The sequence below is a fragment of the Pseudomonas fluorescens genome, assembly GCF_902497895.1.
GTDB classification, from domain to species: Bacteria; Pseudomonadota; Gammaproteobacteria; order Pseudomonadales; family Pseudomonadaceae; genus Aquipseudomonas; species Aquipseudomonas fluorescens_BP.
Genome location: NZ_CABVHQ010000007.1, coordinates 137,216 through 154,312, shown reverse-complemented (window position 1 = coordinate 154,312; position 17,097 = coordinate 137,216). Strand labels below are relative to the sequence as shown.

At 60.3% G+C, this 17,097-nt stretch carries 16 protein-coding genes; 7 read left to right on the top strand and 9 right to left on the bottom strand.

Annotation, left to right across the window (positions count from 1 at the left end; genetic code table 11):
* Positions 1–50 precede the first annotated feature (50 nt).
* The 5 genes from F8N21_RS05900 to F8N21_RS05875 all read right to left on the bottom strand — a co-directional run bounded on the left by F8N21_RS05900 (position 51) and on the right by F8N21_RS05875 (position 6,043).
* On the bottom strand, positions 51–509 hold the full coding sequence (locus tag F8N21_RS05900) for a GNAT family N-acetyltransferase (protein ID WP_150641239.1): 459 nt from the start codon (positions 507–509) through the stop codon (positions 51–53).
* A gap of 106 nt (positions 510–615) precedes the next feature.
* A complete protein-coding gene (gene eutC, locus F8N21_RS05895) occupies positions 616–1,437 on the bottom strand; it encodes an ethanolamine ammonia-lyase subunit EutC (RefSeq protein ID WP_150641242.1) in 822 nt (273 codons plus the stop codon).
* Between the two features lie 11 nt (positions 1,438–1,448).
* Entirely contained in the window at positions 1,449–2,843 is a 1,395-nt protein-coding gene (locus tag F8N21_RS05890; RefSeq protein ID WP_150641238.1) for an ethanolamine ammonia-lyase subunit EutB, read from the bottom strand.
* Positions 2,844–2,894: 51 nt separating this feature from the next.
* Positions 2,895–4,343 carry an ethanolamine permease gene (eat, locus tag F8N21_RS05885; RefSeq protein WP_150641237.1) on the bottom strand — a complete coding sequence of 483 codons (1,449 nt, stop codon included), beginning with the start codon at positions 4,341–4,343 and terminating at the stop codon, positions 2,895–2,897.
* A gap of 179 nt (positions 4,344–4,522) precedes the next feature.
* Positions 4,523–6,043 (bottom strand): aldehyde dehydrogenase family protein, encoded by a 1,521-nt coding sequence (locus F8N21_RS05875; RefSeq protein ID WP_150641236.1) that lies wholly within the window; start codon positions 6,041–6,043, stop codon positions 4,523–4,525.
* 310 nt (positions 6,044–6,353) lie between these two features.
* Here F8N21_RS05875 and F8N21_RS05870 point away from each other — a divergent pair, with 310 nt between their 5' ends.
* The 4 genes from F8N21_RS05870 (at position 6,354) to F8N21_RS05855 (ending at position 10,617) form a co-directional block, all read left to right on the top strand.
* Positions 6,354–8,270, top strand: a complete 1,917-nt coding sequence (locus tag F8N21_RS05870) for a sigma-54-dependent Fis family transcriptional regulator (RefSeq protein ID WP_150641235.1) — start codon at positions 6,354–6,356, stop codon at positions 8,268–8,270.
* Positions 8,271–8,361: 91 nt separating this feature from the next.
* Positions 8,362–9,711: a UDP-N-acetylmuramate:L-alanyl-gamma-D-glutamyl-meso-diaminopimelate ligase gene (gene mpl, locus F8N21_RS05865; protein ID WP_150641234.1), complete on the top strand. Its 1,350-nt coding sequence runs from the start codon at positions 8,362–8,364 to the stop codon at positions 9,709–9,711.
* Complete coding sequence (gene ubiX, locus F8N21_RS05860; RefSeq protein ID WP_150641233.1) at positions 9,708–10,340, top strand: flavin prenyltransferase UbiX; 633 nt, start codon at positions 9,708–9,710, stop codon at positions 10,338–10,340. Before mpl ends, ubiX begins: the two co-directional genes overlap by 4 nt.
* Positions 10,333–10,617 (top strand): YceK/YidQ family lipoprotein, encoded by a 285-nt coding sequence (locus tag F8N21_RS05855; protein WP_150641232.1) that lies wholly within the window; start codon positions 10,333–10,335, stop codon positions 10,615–10,617. The genes ubiX and F8N21_RS05855 overlap by 8 nt, the downstream gene beginning before the upstream one ends.
* A gap of 85 nt (positions 10,618–10,702) precedes the next feature.
* On the opposite strand, the gene F8N21_RS05850 is transcribed toward F8N21_RS05855, so the two are convergent.
* The 3 genes from F8N21_RS05850 to F8N21_RS05840 form a co-directional block, all read right to left on the bottom strand.
* The gene (locus F8N21_RS05850; protein ID WP_150641231.1) at positions 10,703–11,344 is read right to left on the bottom strand and encodes an oxidoreductase; all 642 of its coding nucleotides are present in this window, start codon (positions 11,342–11,344) and stop codon (positions 10,703–10,705) included.
* Positions 11,345–11,371: 27 nt separating this feature from the next.
* Positions 11,372–13,132 (bottom strand): C13 family peptidase, encoded by a 1,761-nt coding sequence (locus tag F8N21_RS05845; protein ID WP_150641230.1) that lies wholly within the window; start codon positions 13,130–13,132, stop codon positions 11,372–11,374.
* Positions 13,133–13,233: 101 nt separating this feature from the next.
* Positions 13,234–13,689, bottom strand: coding sequence for a MaoC family dehydratase (locus F8N21_RS05840; protein ID WP_150641229.1), 456 nt, complete (start codon positions 13,687–13,689; stop codon positions 13,234–13,236).
* Between the two features lie 181 nt (positions 13,690–13,870).
* On the opposite strand from F8N21_RS05840, the gene F8N21_RS05835 reads away from it, so the two are divergent.
* Genes F8N21_RS05835 through F8N21_RS05825 form a run of 3 tightly spaced genes read left to right on the top strand, consistent with a single transcriptional unit; the run spans position 13,871 to position 15,547 of the window.
* Positions 13,871–14,233, top strand: coding sequence for a CidA/LrgA family protein (locus F8N21_RS05835; RefSeq protein ID WP_150641228.1), 363 nt, complete (start codon positions 13,871–13,873; stop codon positions 14,231–14,233).
* On the top strand, positions 14,230–14,946 hold the full coding sequence (locus tag F8N21_RS05830; protein WP_150641227.1) for an LrgB family protein: 717 nt from the start codon (positions 14,230–14,232) through the stop codon (positions 14,944–14,946). Before F8N21_RS05835 ends, F8N21_RS05830 begins: the two co-directional genes overlap by 4 nt.
* 10 nt (positions 14,947–14,956) lie before the next feature.
* Positions 14,957–15,547, top strand: a complete 591-nt coding sequence (locus tag F8N21_RS05825) for an LON peptidase substrate-binding domain-containing protein (RefSeq protein WP_150641226.1) — start codon at positions 14,957–14,959, stop codon at positions 15,545–15,547.
* Positions 15,548–15,776: 229 nt separating this feature from the next.
* Here the strand turns inward: F8N21_RS05825 and F8N21_RS05820 are convergent, their stop codons facing one another.
* Complete coding sequence (locus F8N21_RS05820) at positions 15,777–17,093, bottom strand: bifunctional DedA family/phosphatase PAP2 family protein (RefSeq protein ID WP_150641225.1); 1,317 nt, start codon at positions 17,091–17,093, stop codon at positions 15,777–15,779.
* Between the last annotated feature and the right edge of the window lie 4 nt (positions 17,094–17,097).

Sequence of the window (17,097 nt, the reverse complement as noted above, 5' to 3'; positions counted from 1 at the left end):
CTCCTACATGATCAGGGCAATCCCTCTCACCACAGCTCGTCGCCGGGTGACTACTCGTCGCTGATAGGCAGTATGTAGTTCTTGAATTCGGTGTCTTCGCGAAAGCCGATGGATTCGTAGGTTTTCTGCGCCACTTCGTTGTTGCTGCTGGTGGACACCCGCATGCGCACGGCATGGGTTTCCTTGGCCATTTTTTTTGCGGTGCGGATCAGGTTGTCGGCCACCAGCTGTCGACGGGATTCTTCGGCAACATATATATCGTTGAGAATCCACACGCGTTTCAGCGACAGGGAGGAAAAACTCGGGTACAGCTGGCAAAAGCCCAGCAACTTGCCGTTGTCTTCATCGGACAGGGCCAGGTAGATCACCGATTCCTTGCGTCGCAGGCGCTTTTCGAGAAAGACGCGGGAGGAATCGGGATACGCCAGCGCACCATAGAATTCACGGTATTTGACGAATAAGGGGGTCAGCAAGTCCAGGTGTTCCAGGGTCGCTTGAGTAATCCGCATGATTGGCCTCAACTTGAAGTGGGTACGGCAAAACGGATCATTACTCGAGCAGCCGTGATCCGATGCTGCCTAAAGCCTGTAAAAAGCGCAATCAGGATCCCGCCAATTACACCGGTTTTGAGAGTAGGAAGTTGCCGTTTGAGTGGACGGCAGTGTCCGAATCCAGGGTCTGAACCTGTGTTTCGTCTTTCAAATTGACCCCTGACAGCTGCCGGCGGCAGGCTTCATGCATCAAGTACAGCAGACGATGAGCGGCCATGCCATAACTCAGCCCTTCCAGCCGCACATTGGAGATGCAGTTGCGGTAGGCGTCGGTCAGGCCGACCCTGGGCTCGTAGGTGAAGTACAGGCCGAGGCTGTCCGGCGAGCTGAGGCCGGGGCGTTCGCCGATCAGGATCACCACCATCCTGGCGCCGAGCAGTTCGCCGATTTCATCGGCCACCGCGACCCGGCCCTGTTCCACCAGGATAACCGGCGACAGTGACCAGCCTTCGGCCTGAGTCTGTTCTTCCATGCGTGCCAGAAAGGGCAGGGTATGGCGATGTACAGCCAGCGCTGACAAGCCATCGGCCACCACCACCGCCAGGTCGATGCCGCCGGGATTGGCCTGGGCATGCTCGCGCAGTTTTTGCGCCGACTCGTCGCTCAGCCGTCGGCCGAGGTCGGGGCGTTGCAGATAGCTGTTGCGATCGGTCGCGGCGCTGTGCAGCAACAGGCTGTCGCGCCCACGCTCGGCCAGTTGCGTGCCCAGGCCCGCATGATCGAAGGGCAGATGCACCGCATCCCTGGCCTGCGCGTGGGCGTACTGGAAATCCAGCTGCGCAGCAGTCGGCAGGCTGGTGCCGGTGCGGCCGAGAGCGATCCGGGCCGGGGTCAGGCGGCGCAGTTCCAGCCAGGGGTTCTGGTTGTCGGTAGGAGGCTTATCCATCGATAGATCACTCATCCCAGTTGCGCCATGGCCTGGCGGAAGGCGGGTGGCAGGCTGTTGCCGAACTGCACTTTGCCATCCGCTTGAGTAAAGATGCCCATTTTCGCCAGCCATTGTTCGAATTCCGGTGCTGGCTTGAGGCCCAGGGTCTGGCGGGCATAGAGCGCGTCGTGGAACGAGGTGGTCTGGTAGTTGAGCATGATGTCGTCGGAGCCGGGAATGCCCATGATGAAGTTGATCCCCGCCACGCTGAGCAGGGTCAGCAGGGTGTCCATGTCGTCCTGGTCGGCCTCGGCATGGTTGGTGTAGCAAATGTCGCAGCCCATGGGTACACCCAACAGCTTGCCGCAGAAGTGATCTTCCAGCCCGGCGCGGATAATCTGCTTGCCGTTATAGAGGTATTCCGGGCCGATAAAGCCGACCACCGTGTTTACCAGAAACGGCTTGAAGTGCCGTGCCACGGCGTAGGCGCGGGTTTCGCAGGTTTGCTGATCGATGCCATGGTGGGCGTTGGCCGACAGGGCGCTGCCCTGGCCGGTCTCGAAATACATCAGGTTCTGCCCCAGCGTCCCGCGATTGAGGCTTAAGCCGGCGTCGTAACCTTCCTGCAGGACATTCAGATTGATCCCGAAACTGGCGTTGGCCGCTTCGGTGCCAGCAATCGACTGGAACACCAGATCCAGCGGTGTGCCACGATTGATCGCCTCGATGGAGGTGGTGATGTGGGTCAGCACGCAGGCCTGGGTGGGGATTTCGTAGCGCTGGATGATCGCGTCGAGCATTTCCAGCATGGCGCAGATCGAGGCGGTGCTGTCGGTGGCCGGATTGATCCCGATCATCGCGTCGCCATTGCCGTAGAGCAGGCCGTCGAGGATGCTCGCGGCGATCCCGGCCGGTTCGTCGGTCGGGTGGTTCGGTTGCAGGCGGGTCGACAGGCGCCCGCGCAGGCCCATGGTGCCGCGGAATTTGGTGACCACACGAATCTTCTGCGCCACCAGCACCAGGTCCTGCACGCGCATGATCTTCGACACGGCAGCGACCATTTCCGGGGTCAAGCCCGGCGCCAGCGCGCGCAGACTTTGCTCATCGGCCGCGTCGCTGAGCAGCCAGTCGCGAAAACCGCCGACGGTGAGGTGGCTGACCACGGAAAAAGCAGCGGTGTCGTGGCTGTCGATAATCAGCCGGGTCACTTCATCGACTTCATAGGGGATCAGCATCTCTTCGAGGAAGTGCTTGAGCTCGATATTGGCCAGGGCCATCTGCGCGGCGACCCGTTCGCCATCGTTGAGCGCAGCGACACCGGCCAGAAAGTCTCCGGAGCGGGCCGGACTGGCCTTGGCCATGACCTCCTTGAGGCTGTCGAAGCGATAGGTCTGGGTGCCGACCGAGTGGGAAAAACTTGCCATACAGGTTCTCCATGACGACGCAGGCGATACCTGCGTCGTGGTTTTCGGCGGTTAGTGCAAGGCTTTTTCAGCGTTCTGAATGGCCGCGAATTCTTCTTCCGGCGTACCTGCTACCAAGTGATGCCGACTGTAGAAAGCAAAGTAAGCAATTAGTACTCCATAGATGATCACCGCACCAATGACCACCCGCGGATCGACCAGGAAGCCTGCCACAACCGCGACACAGGCCAGCACCAGAGCTACGCCGGAGGTGAAGATGCCACCCGGTGTACGGTATGGGCGCTCCATTTTGGGGCGGCGAATGCGCAGGGTGATGTGGGCGGCCATCATCAGCACGTAGGAAATGGTGGCGCCAAACACGGCCACCAGAATCAGCAAATCTCCCTGGCCGGTCAGCGACAGGCCGAAACCGATGATGCCGGGGATGATCAGTGCCAATACCGGCGCTTTGCTTTTGTTGGTCTCGGACAGCTTGCGCGGCAGGTAACCGGCGCGGGACAGGGCGAAAATCTGCCGCGAGTAGGCGTAAATGATCGAAAAGAAACTGGCGATCAAGCCCGCGAGGCCCACCAGATTGACGAAGTGGCCCATCCAGGTCGAACCGCCGTAGGCCTTGGCCAGAGCTTCCACCAAGGGATTGCCGGACGTCATCAGGGCATTGGCACCGGCACCACCGGGACCGATCACCAGAATCAGCAAGGCAAAGCTCACCAGCACCAGCATCGCGCCGATCAAGCCGCGAGGCAGGTCGCGTTTCGGGTTTTTGGTTTCTTCGGCTGCCAGGGGCACGCCTTCGACGGCCAGAAAAAACCAGATCGCGTAGGGAATCGCCGCCCACACGCCGACATAACCGAACGGCAGGAAGCTGCTGGCACCTTTAGCGCTGGTGACCGGAATGTCCAGCAGATTGGCGACGCTGAAGTGCGGGACCATCGCCATCAGGAACACCGCGAGGGCAATGGCTGCCACGGCGGTGATGATGAACATCAGCTTGAGCGCTTCACCGACCCCGAAAATATGGATGCCGATGAAGATGATGTAGAACGCCAGGTAGATCATCCAGCCGCCGATACCAAACAGCGACTCGCAATAGGCGCCGATGAACACCGCAATCGCCGCGGGCGCGATGGCGTACTCGATGAGGATCGCCGTGCCGGTCATGAAGCCGCCCCAGGGGCCGAAGGCGCTGCGTGCAAAGCCATAACCACCGCCCGCGGTGGGAATCATCGAGGACAACTCGGCAAGCGAGAAGCACATGCACAGGTACATGGTGGCCATCAGCAGGGTGGCGAGAAACATCCCGCCCCAGCCGCCTTGCGCCAGGCCGAAGTTCCAGCCGGCATAGTCACCGGAAATCACATAGGCAACGCCCAGGCCGACCAGCAGGACCCAGCCTGCGGCACCCTTTTTCAATTCGCGTTGCTGAAAGTATTCGGAGCCGACTTTTTCGAAGTCGACGGAAGCGCCGGCCGCCGGGGCGCCGATAGGTTCGCTAGGCATAGCAGTTCACCTGTTTTTATTGTTTTGTCCGACGTTGTGGTCGGATGGGTGTAGCGGAGTTTGCGAAGATCTAATGTGGGAGCGAGCTTGCTCGCGATGAGGGCAGAACATTCAACATTGATGTTGACTGTCAGTCCGCTATCGCGAGCAAGCTCGCTCCCACAGGGGGGGCGGCTTGCTTAGAAGAAGCCCAGTGGATTGATGTCGTAGCTCACCAGCAGGTTTTTGGTCTGTTGGTAGTGATCGAGCATCATTTTGTGGTTTTCACGACCGACGCCGGACTTCTTGTAACCACCAAACGCGGCGTGCGCCGGGTACAGGTGATAGCAGTTGGTCCACACACGACCGGCCTTGATCGCCCGGCCCATGCGGTAGGCGCGGTTGATGTCACGGGTCCAGAGACCGGCACCCAGACCGAACTCGGTGTCGTTGGCAATCGCCAGGGCTTCGGCTTCGTCCTTGAAGGTGGTGATGCTCACCACCGGGCCGAAGATTTCTTCCTGGAACACGCGCATTTTGTTGGTGCCCTTGAGCAGGGTCGGCTGGATGTAATACCCGGTCGCCAGGTTGCCCTCGAGTTTCTCTACTTTGCCGCCGGTCAGCAGTTCGGCGCCTTCACCCTTGGCGATTTCCAGGTAGGACAGGATCTTGTCGAATTGCTGCTCGGAGGCCTGGGCGCCGACCATGGTGTCGGTGTCCAGCGGGTCGCCGCGTTTGATTTCCAGGACTTTCTTCATCACCACTTTCATGAAGTCGTCGTAGATCGACTCTTGCACCAATGCCCGTGATGGGCAGGTGCAGACTTCGCCCTGGTTGAAGAACGCCAGTACCAGGCCTTCGGCGGCTTTTTCGATAAAGGTCGGTTCGGCTTGCATGATGTCTTCGAAGAAGATGTTCGGCGACTTGCCGCCCAGCTCAACGGTCGACGGGATGATGTTTTCAGCCGCGCATTTCATGATGTGCGAGCCGATCGGGGTGGAACCGGTGAACGCGATCTTGGCGATGCGCTTGCTGGTGGCCAGGGCTTCACCGGCTTCACGGCCGAAACCTTGCACCACGTTGAGCACGCCAGGCGGTAGCAGGTCGCCGATCAGTTCCATCAGCACGGTGATGCCTAGCGGGGTTTGCTCTGCAGGCTTGAGGACTACGCAGTTACCGGCGGCCAGGGCTGGAGCGAGTTTCCAGGCGGCCATCAGGATCGGGAAGTTCCACGGGATGATCTGCCCGACCACACCCAGTGGTTCATGAATGTGATAGGCCACGGTGTTGCCGTCGATTTCCGCGGCGCTGCCTTCCTGGGCGCGAATGCAGCCGGCGAAGTAGCGGAAGTGGTCGGCGGCCAGCGGGATGTCGGCGTTCAGGGTTTCGCGCACGGCTTTGCCGTTGTCCCAGGACTCGCTGACCGCGAGAACTTCCAGGTTCTGTTCGATGCGGTCGGCAATTTTCAGCAGCACCAGCGAGCGGGCCTGCACCGAGGTCGCGCCCCAGGCATCCGCGGCAGCGTGGGCGGCGTCCAGCGCTTTGTCGATATCTTCGGCGGTGGAGCGCGGGAACTCTGCAATAGGTTGGCCGTTTACCGGCGAGGTATTGGTGAAGTACTGACCTTTGACAGGCGCGACGAATTCGCCGCCGATGTAGTTACCGTATTTGCTCTTGAACGAAACGATTGCGCCTTCAGTACCGGGGTGAGCGTAACGCATGGTGGGTATCTCCTGGCTTTTGTGTTTATTCGGAGGAAACGCGCTGTAGCGCTTGTATAAGCTTAGAGCAAAGGTCGGGCCAGTGCTTTGTAGGTCAATAAAATCAATGGGTTACGAGTTTTCAGCGAGACGAGTTGATCTTCGCTGTGACAGTTCTGGCACGGCCCGGGTGACACTTTGTGCCACAAGCGGTACAGCTTGTGACTCGGCGTCGAGCCGGGATTGCAATGCGTCGGAGGCTGGAGGATGCTGGGCGTCCGAGTGGTCCTACACAGGAGCGAGCCAGGCTCTGCCGGGAGAACAATAAGAAATGCACAACAATCATCTGAGTCGGCACGCCCGGCAGGTGTTGACGGTGACTCAGGGCAAAACCCAGTTGCATGGCCCGGGCAGCGATCCGTCCATTGCCCGTTCCTGGCTGCGCTGCCTTGAGGATTATCATCTCGATCCGGCCCTGAGCATCGCGCCGACGGTGCTTGAGCATGGTCGCGTACTGGAAAGCCGCGAGCGTTTGCAGCAAGTGCTGCAGATCGCCGGCAACGAAATGGCCAGCCTGCATCAGCAACTCTCCGGTGCCGGCCATGCCGTGTTGCTGACCGATTCCCGTGGGGTGATCCTCAACTGCGTCACCGCGCCCGCCGAACGGAAGATTTTCGAGCGCGCCGGACTCTGGCTCGGTGCGGACTGGAGTGAAGCCTGCGAAGGCACCAATGGCATTGGCACCTGCCTGGTGGAGCGCCAGTCGCTGACCATTCATCAGGACGAGCATTTTCGCGGTCGCCACACCGGGCTGACCTGTTCGGCGAGTCCGGTGTTCGACCCCCATGGTGAGTTGCTGGCGGTGCTCGACGTGTCATCGGCGCGCCATGAAGTCTCGCGTCAGAGCCAGTTCCACACCATGGCACTGGTCAACCTCTCGGCGAAGATGATCGAGAGCTGTTATTTCCTGCGTTACTTCGACAACCAATGGTTGCTGCGCTTTCACTTGCAGGCCGAGTCCGTGGGGCTGTTCAGCGAAGGGTTGCTGGCGTTTGACGGCGAAGGGCGGATCAGTGCGGTCAACCAGAGTGCCTTGAATCTGCTGGGGCATGTGCGCGGCGGGCTGCTTGGCAAACCGGTGGAAGCTTTTTTCGATTGCTCCCTGGATGAACTGCTGGGGCGCGCCAGCGTGAACGCCAGCGCCAGTTGGCCACTGCGCACCCGCGACGGGCGTGGCTTGTTCGCAGTGCTGCGGGGGCAGCCGCGAAGTGTTCCGGTGCCGTTTATTCCAACTCCGCAGGTGACTGAGCGTGCGCGGCTGTCCGGCATCTGCCTGGGCGATGCGGCGCTGCAAAACGACTTCCGAAAGGCTCTGCGGGTGTTCGAACGTGATGTGCCGCTGCTGATCAATGGCGAAACCGGCTCCGGCAAAGAAGCCTTCGCCAAGGCCGTGCACCAGGCCAGTCAGCGAGCGAATAAAGCCTTTGTCGCACTCAATTGCGCGGCGATCCCGGAAAGCCTGATCGAGAGTGAACTGTTCGGCTATCGCGGCGGCAGTTTTACCGGCGCACGTAAAGAAGGCATGCGCGGCAAGTTGCAACAGGCCGATGGCGGCACCTTGTTTCTCGATGAAATCGGCGACATGCCGCTGGCCTTGCAGACCCGTCTATTAAGGGTACTGGAGGATCGGCTGGTGGTGCCCATCGGCGGCGAGCCCCAGGCGGTCAACGTGCGAATCATCAGCGCGACCCACCGTAACTTGCTCGATCGGGTGCAGGACGGCAGTTTTCGCGAGGACTTGTATTACCGGCTCAACGGCCTGGAAATCGCCTTGCCGGCGTTGCGCGAGCGCAGCGACAAGTCGCAGTTGCTGGACTTCTTGCTGGCCGAAGAGGCCGGCGAACAAATCGTCCTGCTCGATGGGCCCGCGCGTCAGGCGCTGCTGGACTTCGCCTGGCCGGGCAATGTGCGGCAATTGCGCAACGTGCTGCGGACTTTGGCTGCGCTGTGCGAGGACGAGCGGATCGGCTTCGAGGATTTGCCGGTGATGATCCGCCAAAGCCGGCCGGCTCCGCTGCTGATGGCCGTCGACGAGCCTTCCGAGCGGCCGCTGGACGACGCCGAACGTTTGGCGCTGCTCAACGCCCTGGAGCAACAGCGCTGGCACATGACCCATACCGCCGAGCAGTTGGGAGTCAGCCGCAATACCCTTTATAGAAAGCTGCGCAAGCATGGAATCGCGCGGTAGAACGGCGACAGGCTCAGTGGTGTTCTTGAAACATCAGGTGCGATTTCCAGCCCTCTACGCTAACCTGCCTCGATGTTTTACGAGGTCGACTATGCACATTCATATTCTTGGTATTTGCGGCACCTTCATGGGTTCGATGGCGGTTCTGGCCAAAGAGCTGGGCCATCGCGTGACTGGCTCCGATGCCAATGTCTATCCGCCGATGAGCACCCAGTTGCAAGCGCAGGGCATTGAGCTGACTCAAGGCTATGACCCTGCCCAACTCGATCCGGCCCCGGATCTGGTGGTGATTGGCAATGCCATGTCTCGCGGCAATCCGGCGGTCGAATACGTATTGAACAAAGGCCTGCCGTACGTTTCCGGCCCGCAATGGCTGGCCGACCATGTGCTGCAAGGTCGCTGGGTGCTGGCGGTAGCCGGTACGCACGGCAAGACCACCACCAGCAGCATGCTCGCCTGGGTGTTGGAGCATGCCGGCATGAGCCCGGGCTTCCTGATCGGCGGAGTGCCGCAGAACTTCGCGGTGTCGGCGCGTTTGGGCGATACGCCGTTCTTCGTGATCGAGGCCGATGAATATGACAGCGCCTTCTTCGACAAGCGCTCGAAGTTCGTCCACTATCGCCCGCGCACGGCGATCCTGAACAACCTTGAGTTCGATCATGCGGACATCTTCCCCGATCTTCCAGCCATCGAGCGGCAGTTCCACCACTTGGTGCGGATTATTCCGAGTGAAGGCCTGGTGATCCATCCGACCACTGAGCCAGCATTGCAGCGGGTAATCGACATGGGTTGCTGGACCCCGGTGCAAACCACTGGCGTCGGCGGCCAATGGCAGGTCAAGCTGCTCAGCGCAGACGGTTCGAAGTTTGAAGTGATGTTCGAAGGCGTGGCTCAAGGCGTGGTCGACTGGGATATGACCGGTCAGCACAACGTCGCCAACGCCCTGGCCACCCTGGCGGCGGCACGCCATGTTGGCGTAGTACCGGCCATGGGCATCGCCGCGTTGAGCGTCTTCAAAAGCGTCAAGCGTAGAATGGAAAAGGTTGCTGAAGTCAACGGCATTACCATCTATGACGACTTTGCTCACCACCCGACGGCGATTGCCACCACTCTTGATGGCCTGCGCAAACGCATCGGCGATGCACCGCTGATCGCGATCATCGAACCACGATCCAATTCCATGAAGCTGGGTGCCCATCGTGATGGCTTGCCGGACAGTGTGGTCGATGCCGATCAGGTGATCTGGTACGCGCCGGCCAACCTCGGTTGGGACCTGGGTGCGACTGCGGCGCTGTGCAGCGTGCCGTCGATCGTCAGCGATTCGCTGGAAGGCATCATCGCGCGGGTGAAAAGCCAGGCCAAACCCGGAACCCACGTGGTGATCATGAGCAATGGCGGCTTCGGCGGCCTGCACGGCAAACTGGCCGAGGCGCTGCAATGAACAACGGTCCGGAACGCATCACCCTGGCAATGACCGGCGCCTCTGGCGCGCAATACGGTTTACGCCTGCTCGACTGTCTGGTGCGTGAGGACCGCGAAGTACATTTCCTGATCTCCAAGGCCGCTCAACTGGTAATGGCCACCGAAACCGACGTTTTGCTGCCGCCCAAGACCCAGATGATGCAGGCCTTCCTCACCGAATACACCGGCGCCGCCGCCGGGCAGATTCGCGTGTATGGCAAGGAAGACTGGATGTCGCCGGTGGCCTCCGGTTCTGGCTCGCCGAGTGCGATGGTCGTGGTGCCGTGCTCTACCGGTACCCTGGCGGCAATCGCCAGCGGCGCGTGCAACAACTTGATCGAGCGCGCGGCGGACGTCACCTTGAAGGAGCGTCGGCAGCTGATTCTGGTGCCGCGTGAGGCCCCGTATTCCAGCATCCACCTGGAGAACATGCTCAAGCTGTCGAACATGGGCGTGACCATCCTGCCGGCTTCGCCGGGTTTCTATCACCAGCCGCAGACCATCGACGACCTGGTGGACTTCGTGGTGGCGCGGATTCTCAATCTGTTGAACATCCCGCAAGACATGCTGCCGCGGTGGGGCGAACATCATTTGAGCAGCGATGAATAAGCTACTGAGCCTGGTCCTGGCCCTGCAATTGGCCGGTTGCGCCACGGCCCGAACCCTGGACGCCGCCAAGCCGGGGGCGCCGATCGTGTACTCGGGCACGCGTCTGGATTGGTATGCGATGCAGGGCGGGTGTTGTGCCATGGACCGTTTCGGCGCCGAAGCGCCGAGCTATCCCGGCGTCGACCTGCCGGCCAGCGCCTTGCTCGACACCTTGCTGTTGCCGCTGTCGTTGTTGACGGTGATCGGGGTTGAGTTTCAGGCGACGGGTGGGTTGTAGCACCCAAAAGATCGCAGCCTTCGGCAGCTCCTACAGGTGTACGCGGTCAATGTAGGAGCTGCCGATAGGCTGCGATCTTTTGATCTTACTTGCCCAGCCTGCGCAACTCATCCGACTCGACGATTCGCACTCCATCCTGTTCTTCCAGCGCCAGGCGCCACATGGCTCGGGCCAGCTGACAGGCTTCGATACCGTGGTATTTGCCGGGTAACAGTCTGGAAAATGGTCCAGCCAGTTGTTCGGCCAGCCTCGGTTCCAAGCGCTCACCCAGCAACAGGGACGGGCGGACGATGGTCAGCTGCGGCCAGTTCTGGGCTTTCAAGGCATATTCCATTTCGCCTTTGACGCGGTTGTAGAGCGCCGAGGACCTCCGATCGGCGCCGATGGCACTGATTACGATCAGATGCCGTGCACCCATTTCCCGGGCGCGTTTGCCAAAGGCTACGACCAAGTCGAGGTCCACCGCGCGGAAGGCATTCTCGGAACCAGCCTTTTTGATCGTGGTCCCCAGGCAGCAGAAAGCGATATCGACGCGTCCGCTGAGCTTTGGAAGAACGACATCGGGGTCGCCCACCGGGTTTTCCAGGTGAGGATGCCTGGCCAATGGCCTGCGTGAGGGTGCTAATACACGGCTGATCGTCGGCTCGTTGAGCAGCCGGTCAAGTAGATGTTCACCGGTCAGACCGGTGGCTCCGGCAAGCAAGACATGCTGAGGCGTCAAGTACATAGTGTTTCTCCCTTGATACTGTTCAGCTTAGTTGTACTTTGCTTGCGTGCCTTTCAACGTGGCACTTTCGCCTACTTTTAGTGCTTGCGGGCCTTTTAAGGCGGCGTTTTCAAGGGCCTTGCGTGCTTGCTGCTTGCGTAACAACTGCCAGCGCGCCAGGACCGCCTTGGGTGCCCAGATCTGCGGTTCCGAGGCTTCGAAGTTGTCGGCCAGTTCCCGTTCGGCGACCGTTGCCCTGGCCAGGACGAAGGCTTGTTGGAGGTCGTCGGTCTGGTTCAATGCCTGGGCAAACAGGGCGTCGCCGAAGTAGGTGAAATCGGCCTCTTCCGAGCAACCGAAGGACACCCGATCAGTCCGCGGGGCGGTCATGATCAACGTCCGGTCATCTTTGAGTGCAGGGATAAAACCACCGGAATAGCAGGCCGAGATCACAATGACCTTGTCACGATTCTTCAGTGGCGCGAGCACGGAGGCCAGTTCGTCGGCCGGCAGGTCGGCCAGTTCCAGGCGCGGCTGATCCAGCACCAATTCATGTTGGTGGGTGCCATGACTGGTCAGGTAGATGAACAGCAAATCTTCCGGGCCGCTGCGCTCGGCCAGGGTCAGTGCTGCGCGCCGCAGGCTTTCCCGGCTCGCCATGGGGCGCTCGCCCAGATGGTCACGGTGATTGACCAGACGGATCTGACCATAGGCGCCAAAGCGTCTGGCGAGCATATTGCTGACGTAGTCGGCTTCGCGCAGGAACACACTTTGTTTGCCGTCACCCGCCAGCGTCAGGCTGTACAACTCCACCGCAGAGGTGGAAGCGGGCACATTGGCCAGGGCCTGTTCGAGCAAGCGGCCCTGAGCCAGCACGCCGACCTCCAGGGTATCAGGCAGCAGCTTGCCGCTGGCGTCGCGCACCCGTTGGCCGTTGACCCAATAGCCGCTTTGCACCACGCCATCGTGGCGCACCAGGGTGCCATAGCCCTGATAGTTGTCATTATCGAACTGGCCGACATAGAAACTGCCATCGCTGAGGTTCAAACGGCCTTGACCAGAGAGGCGCCAGTCACTGAACTGGCCGACATAATGGCTGCCATCGACACCGATCAGCTCACCTTTGCCAGTCAGCGCACCCTCCTTGAACTGGCCGATCCAGACATCGCCGTCAGCATTTTCGTAGCGGCCTTTGCCGTGCAACTGGTTTTGCTTGAAAGCGCCGACATACTGGTCGCCTTCGGCGCTGTTGAAGGTGCCGTTGCCCTCCAGTTGACCATTGACGAAGTGCCCGGTGAACAGGTTACCGCTGGCATCGCCACGCTGGCCTTCGCCGTTGGGTTTGCCGTGGGCGAACTGGCCCTGGTACTGGCTGCCGTCTTCGAGTTCCAGACGGCCGAGCCCGGAATACTGGTCGGCCTTGAACTCACCACGGTAGGTCATGCCGCCTTCTTTGAGCGTGCCTTCACCGTCGCGCCGACCGAGCTTGAAGCCGCCGGTGTAACTGCTGCCGCTGGTGGTCAGGGTGCCCTGGCCGTGGAACAGCCCGTGCTCGAACTGTCCGCGATAGACCTCGCCATTGCTGCCGTGCCATTCACCCCGGCCATGCCACTGACCCTTGTCGAATTGCCCGACGTACCAGCCGCCATTCGGGTAGTCGATGCGACCCTGGCCCTGTAGCAAACCGTCGACCATATCACCGCGATAGCGCCCACCGTCCGGCAAGCGGGCATCGGGCGGCAGCAGCGATTCGCCATCGCCGCATGCGGTAAGCAACAGGATTAGAGCGAGGGGAACAAGTGAGCGCATAACGGGATCCGGTCAATTAGGCAACCGAGTATGCCGCAGCTATGTGTCGTATATATAGAGCCGTGCGAAACAGCAGGGAAGCTGTTTCGCATCCGGGAGGGTTAAACGAAGCAGAGAGACAACGGCTCAGCGATGTAGGCCGGCTTTTCCTGGCCTTCGATCTCCAGGGTCGCGGTGGCTTTGAGCAGCCATTGGCCGGGTTTCTTTTCAGTGACTTCGGCCAGATCGACCTTGAGTCGAACCCTGGAGTCGACCTTGACCGGCTGGATGAAGCGCACGCTGTCCAGGCCGTAGTTGACGACCATCTTCAAACCTTGCGGCAATACCAGAATGTCTTCCATCAGTTTGGGGATCAGCGACAGAGACAGAAAGCCGTGGGCAATCGTACCGCCAAAGGGTGTTTGTGCAGCCTTTACCGGATCAACGTGGATGAACTGAAAATCACCCGTGGCTTCGGCGAACAGGTTGATGCGTTCCTGATCGATAGTGAGCCATTGGGAACATCCGAGTTCCTTGCCGACATAATCCTTGAGCTCTGCAACTGGAACGTAGGGCATTGAGACTCTCCTTGGGTTCATCGTTTTTATATTTTTCTGGGTTGGGGGCCTGGCCCCCTGGCAACCACTTTAGATCATCATGGCCAATGGCTGCGGTCAACCATTTATGGTGTTTGCGAATGCCGGTTCATAGCGTTCGACATGCTTATAATGCCCGGCGCGAATTTGCGGGAGATGACAGATGTTGTTACGCGGCTTGACCTGGCTGGTGCTGTTTCAATTGCTCGGCACGGCTATTAACCATTTATTTTTACCCGTACTGCCGGGGCCGATTGTCGGCCTGCTGCTGTTGCTGGTGTTTCTGATTAGTCGCGGCACAGTCGGTGAACCGCTGAACCTGGCGGCCAGCAGTCTGCTGCGTTATTTGCCATTGCTGCTGGTGCCGCCAGCGGTGGGGGTGATGGTCTACGCCAGCGATATCGCTGCGGACTTCTGGGCGATCGTCGGCGCATTGGTGCTGTCGTTGGTGATCTCCATGGCCTTCGTTGGCGTATTGATGCACAAGATGATCCAGCGCCAGGCTCGCCGCGAGGAGACCCGATGACCTTTGATTGGCAGGGCGCGTGGGCTGCAGTGATTCATCATCCATTGTTCGGCATTGGCATCACTCTGGGGGCCTACCAGTTGGTGCTGATCGGGTATGAGAAAACCCGCTGGATTTTCTTGCAGCCGGTGCTGGTGTCGATGCTGCTGGTGATCGGCGTGCTGGTCGGGTGTGGCCTGAGTTACACCGAATATCGCAAAAGCACCGAGATTCTCAGCATCCTGCTGGGGCCGGCCACCGTCGCCCTGGCGGTACCGCTCTATCTCAATCTGCGGCGGATTCGGCAGTTGTTCTGGCCGATATTTACTACGCTGGTGATAGGGGGTGTGGTGGCGACCAGTCTCGGCGTGGTGCTGGGTTGGTGGTTCGGTGCCGAGCACATGATTCTGATGACCATAGCGCCGAAATCGGTGACCTCACCGATCGCTATGCTGGTGGCCGAGCAAATTGGCGGTGTGGCGGCGCTGGCGGCAGTTTTCGTGTTGATCACCGGCGTGATCGGAGCGATTTTCGGGCCGAGTATTTTGACTCGTTTGGGTGTCCATAGCCCTGAAGCCCGCGGCATGGCATTAGGCATGACGGCGCATGCGGTCGGTACCTCGGTTGCCTTGCAGGAAAGTGAGGAATGCGGAGCCTTCGCCGCATTGGCGATGAGTTTGATGGGCGTGGCCACGGCGGTGTTCCTGCCGCTGGCTGTGTCAATGATGGTTTAAGGAAACCTATATGAGCCTGGCGCTTTTCCCCCTGAACACGGTGTTGTTCCCCGGTTGCACCCTCGATCTGCAGATTTTCGAGGCGCGCTACCTGGACATGATCAGCCGCTGCATGAAGCAGAGCGGCGGCTTTGGCGTGGTGTGCATTCTCGAGGGTGAAGAGGTGGGCGTCGCGCCTGAGGGCTATGCCCTGGTGGGTTGCGAGGCACTGATCCGTGATTTCAAGCAGCAGGACAACGGCCTGCTGGGGATTCGCGTCGAGGGTGGGCGCAGGTTCCGGGTGCTGCGCACCGAAGTGCAGCGCGATCAGCTGATGGTGGCTGAAGTCGAATGGCTCGACGACGTGCCCGAACAGCCACTGCAGGATGAAGACGCCGACCTGGTGGCCTTGCTCAGGGCATTGGCCGAGCACCCGATGGTCGAAGCCCTGAACATGGGCACCGAAGCCACCGGCCAGCAATCCCTGGCCAATCAGTTGGCTTACCTGCTGCCATTCTCCGAACTGGACAAGATCGATCTATTGCAACTCGATGATCCGCAGCAACGCCTGGATGCGATTCAGGCGTTGCTTGATGAGTTGCAGGGGGAGTTGTTTGCCTGATGTTTACCAAAAGCCGCGCATCGCGTGGTCTTGGATTGCCGCTATATCACCCTGGCGAAAGAGAGTTGTCTTGCGAGGGTGTACAGAAAACCGGGGTGGGCTTGAAAAGATCGCAGCCTGCGGCAGCTCCTACGCCGACCGAGTACACCCGTGAATGTGCGGGTGTACGCAAAATCTGTAGGAGCTGCCGCAGGCTGCGATCTTTTAGCGTGCAAACATCAGTATTTGCTCAATATGCATACCGCAACATCGCATCAGGCAAATGCCGTAGCGCAAAGAACCCAAACAACGCCACCAGCGCCGGCAGCACCAGCCACCAGACTTTGGCAGACATTGCACTCAAGGAGGTCTGGCGTTGGTTCAGGTTCAGACTGGCGGCGCAGAAACAGGCCGCGAGCATGGCGCCGGCCAGCACATCGGTCGGCCAGTGAGCCCCGAGATAAACCCTCGACATAGCGATCGCCATTGCAGGCAGGCACCCGACCAATAGCCAGGTCAGGCGCATTCGGGGTGGTTGGCCACGACCGGCGAGGACTGCCAGGGTCAGGAACAGCGCGAACGAGCCGGAGCTGTGGCCACTGGGCATGCTGTAGGTGGTCAGCGGGTCGGTCAGCACTTCCGGGCGCACGCGGGCAAAAAACCATTTGGTCCCGGTATTGCCCAGGGAAGTGAAGAGCAAGGTGCTGCCAGCGAAGATCGCGTGGGGCCATTGGCGCGCCACCAGCAGCAAAATGGTTAGCAGGCCGCTGGCAAAGAGCAATGTACGAAAATCGCCGAGGCGAGTTACCACCACGGCGGCGGAGTCTACGGTGCTGCTGCGGTGTTCCTGGATCAGGGTCATCAGGCCCTGGTCGAACTGATTCAGGTAGCGATAGCCGATAAACATCCCGACCAGAATGACGAAGCTCAGGACTGTGATCAGTACTGTGGCGCTGCGATGTCGGCGCAAGGTGCTGTTGATGCTCAGGCCGATCAATACGACGATGCTGCCGACGACGACCCCGGCTTGCGGCCAGAACCCTTCCGGGAGGGGCAAGCGGATGGCCGCACCAGTCGCCCAGCCCGGCAACAGATACGCTACGGTCCAGCCCGCTGCCGCCAACATACTGACAGCGGCAAATCGCGGAAACGGCATGTCGAACATTCCCGCAACCATCGGCAGCATCGGGCGCAACGGACCAATAAAGCGCCCGACCAGCAGGCTGGCAATGCCATAACGCTGGAAGTACGCTTCAGCCCCGGCCATCCATTCCGGGTGATGACGCAATCCCGGCAGGCGGCGAATGTTCTGGTGAAAGCGCCGCCCCAGGAAATACGACACCAGGTCCCCCAGCAAACCGCCGACAAACCCCAGCAGCAGGGTCTCGCCCAGGGACAGCGCGCCACTGCCGGCCAATACCGCGACGGCGAATAACAAGACCGTGCCCGGGACAATCAGTCCGGCAATCGCCAGGCACTCGACGCAGGCCACTATGAATACCGCGGCGGCCAGCCATTGCGGGTTTGCCGTCAACCATCCGGTCAGGCCATCGAGCCATGGGCCCATAGAT

Excerpts from the sequence above, each read along its gene's own strand:
- F8N21_RS05900 (WP_150641239.1), bottom strand. The coding sequence starts at position 509 with ATGCGGATTACTCAAGCGACCCTGGAACACCTGGACTTGCTGACCCCC.
- eutC (WP_150641242.1), bottom strand. The coding sequence starts at position 1,437 with ATGGATAAGCCTCCTACCGACAACCAGAACCCCTGGCTGGAACTGCGC.
- F8N21_RS05890 (WP_150641238.1), bottom strand. The coding sequence starts at position 2,843 with ATGGCAAGTTTTTCCCACTCGGTCGGCACCCAGACCTATCGCTTCGAC.
- eat (WP_150641237.1), bottom strand. The coding sequence starts at position 4,343 with ATGCCTAGCGAACCTATCGGCGCCCCGGCGGCCGGCGCTTCCGTCGAC.
- F8N21_RS05875 (WP_150641236.1), bottom strand. The coding sequence starts at position 6,043 with ATGCGTTACGCTCACCCCGGTACTGAAGGCGCAATCGTTTCGTTCAAG.
- F8N21_RS05870 (WP_150641235.1), top strand. The coding sequence starts at position 6,354 with ATGCACAACAATCATCTGAGTCGGCACGCCCGGCAGGTGTTGACGGTG.
- mpl (WP_150641234.1), top strand. The coding sequence starts at position 8,362 with ATGCACATTCATATTCTTGGTATTTGCGGCACCTTCATGGGTTCGATG.
- ubiX (WP_150641233.1), top strand. The coding sequence starts at position 9,708 with ATGAACAACGGTCCGGAACGCATCACCCTGGCAATGACCGGCGCCTCT.
- F8N21_RS05855 (WP_150641232.1), top strand. The coding sequence starts at position 10,333 with ATGAATAAGCTACTGAGCCTGGTCCTGGCCCTGCAATTGGCCGGTTGC.
- F8N21_RS05850 (WP_150641231.1), bottom strand. The coding sequence starts at position 11,344 with ATGTACTTGACGCCTCAGCATGTCTTGCTTGCCGGAGCCACCGGTCTG.
- F8N21_RS05845 (WP_150641230.1), bottom strand. The coding sequence starts at position 13,132 with ATGCGCTCACTTGTTCCCCTCGCTCTAATCCTGTTGCTTACCGCATGC.
- F8N21_RS05840 (WP_150641229.1), bottom strand. The coding sequence starts at position 13,689 with ATGCCCTACGTTCCAGTTGCAGAGCTCAAGGATTATGTCGGCAAGGAA.
- F8N21_RS05835 (WP_150641228.1), top strand. The coding sequence starts at position 13,871 with ATGTTGTTACGCGGCTTGACCTGGCTGGTGCTGTTTCAATTGCTCGGC.
- F8N21_RS05830 (WP_150641227.1), top strand. The coding sequence starts at position 14,230 with ATGACCTTTGATTGGCAGGGCGCGTGGGCTGCAGTGATTCATCATCCA.
- F8N21_RS05825 (WP_150641226.1), top strand. The coding sequence starts at position 14,957 with ATGAGCCTGGCGCTTTTCCCCCTGAACACGGTGTTGTTCCCCGGTTGC.
- F8N21_RS05820 (WP_150641225.1), bottom strand. The coding sequence starts at position 17,093 with ATGGGCCCATGGCTCGATGGCCTGACCGGATGGTTGACGGCAAACCCG.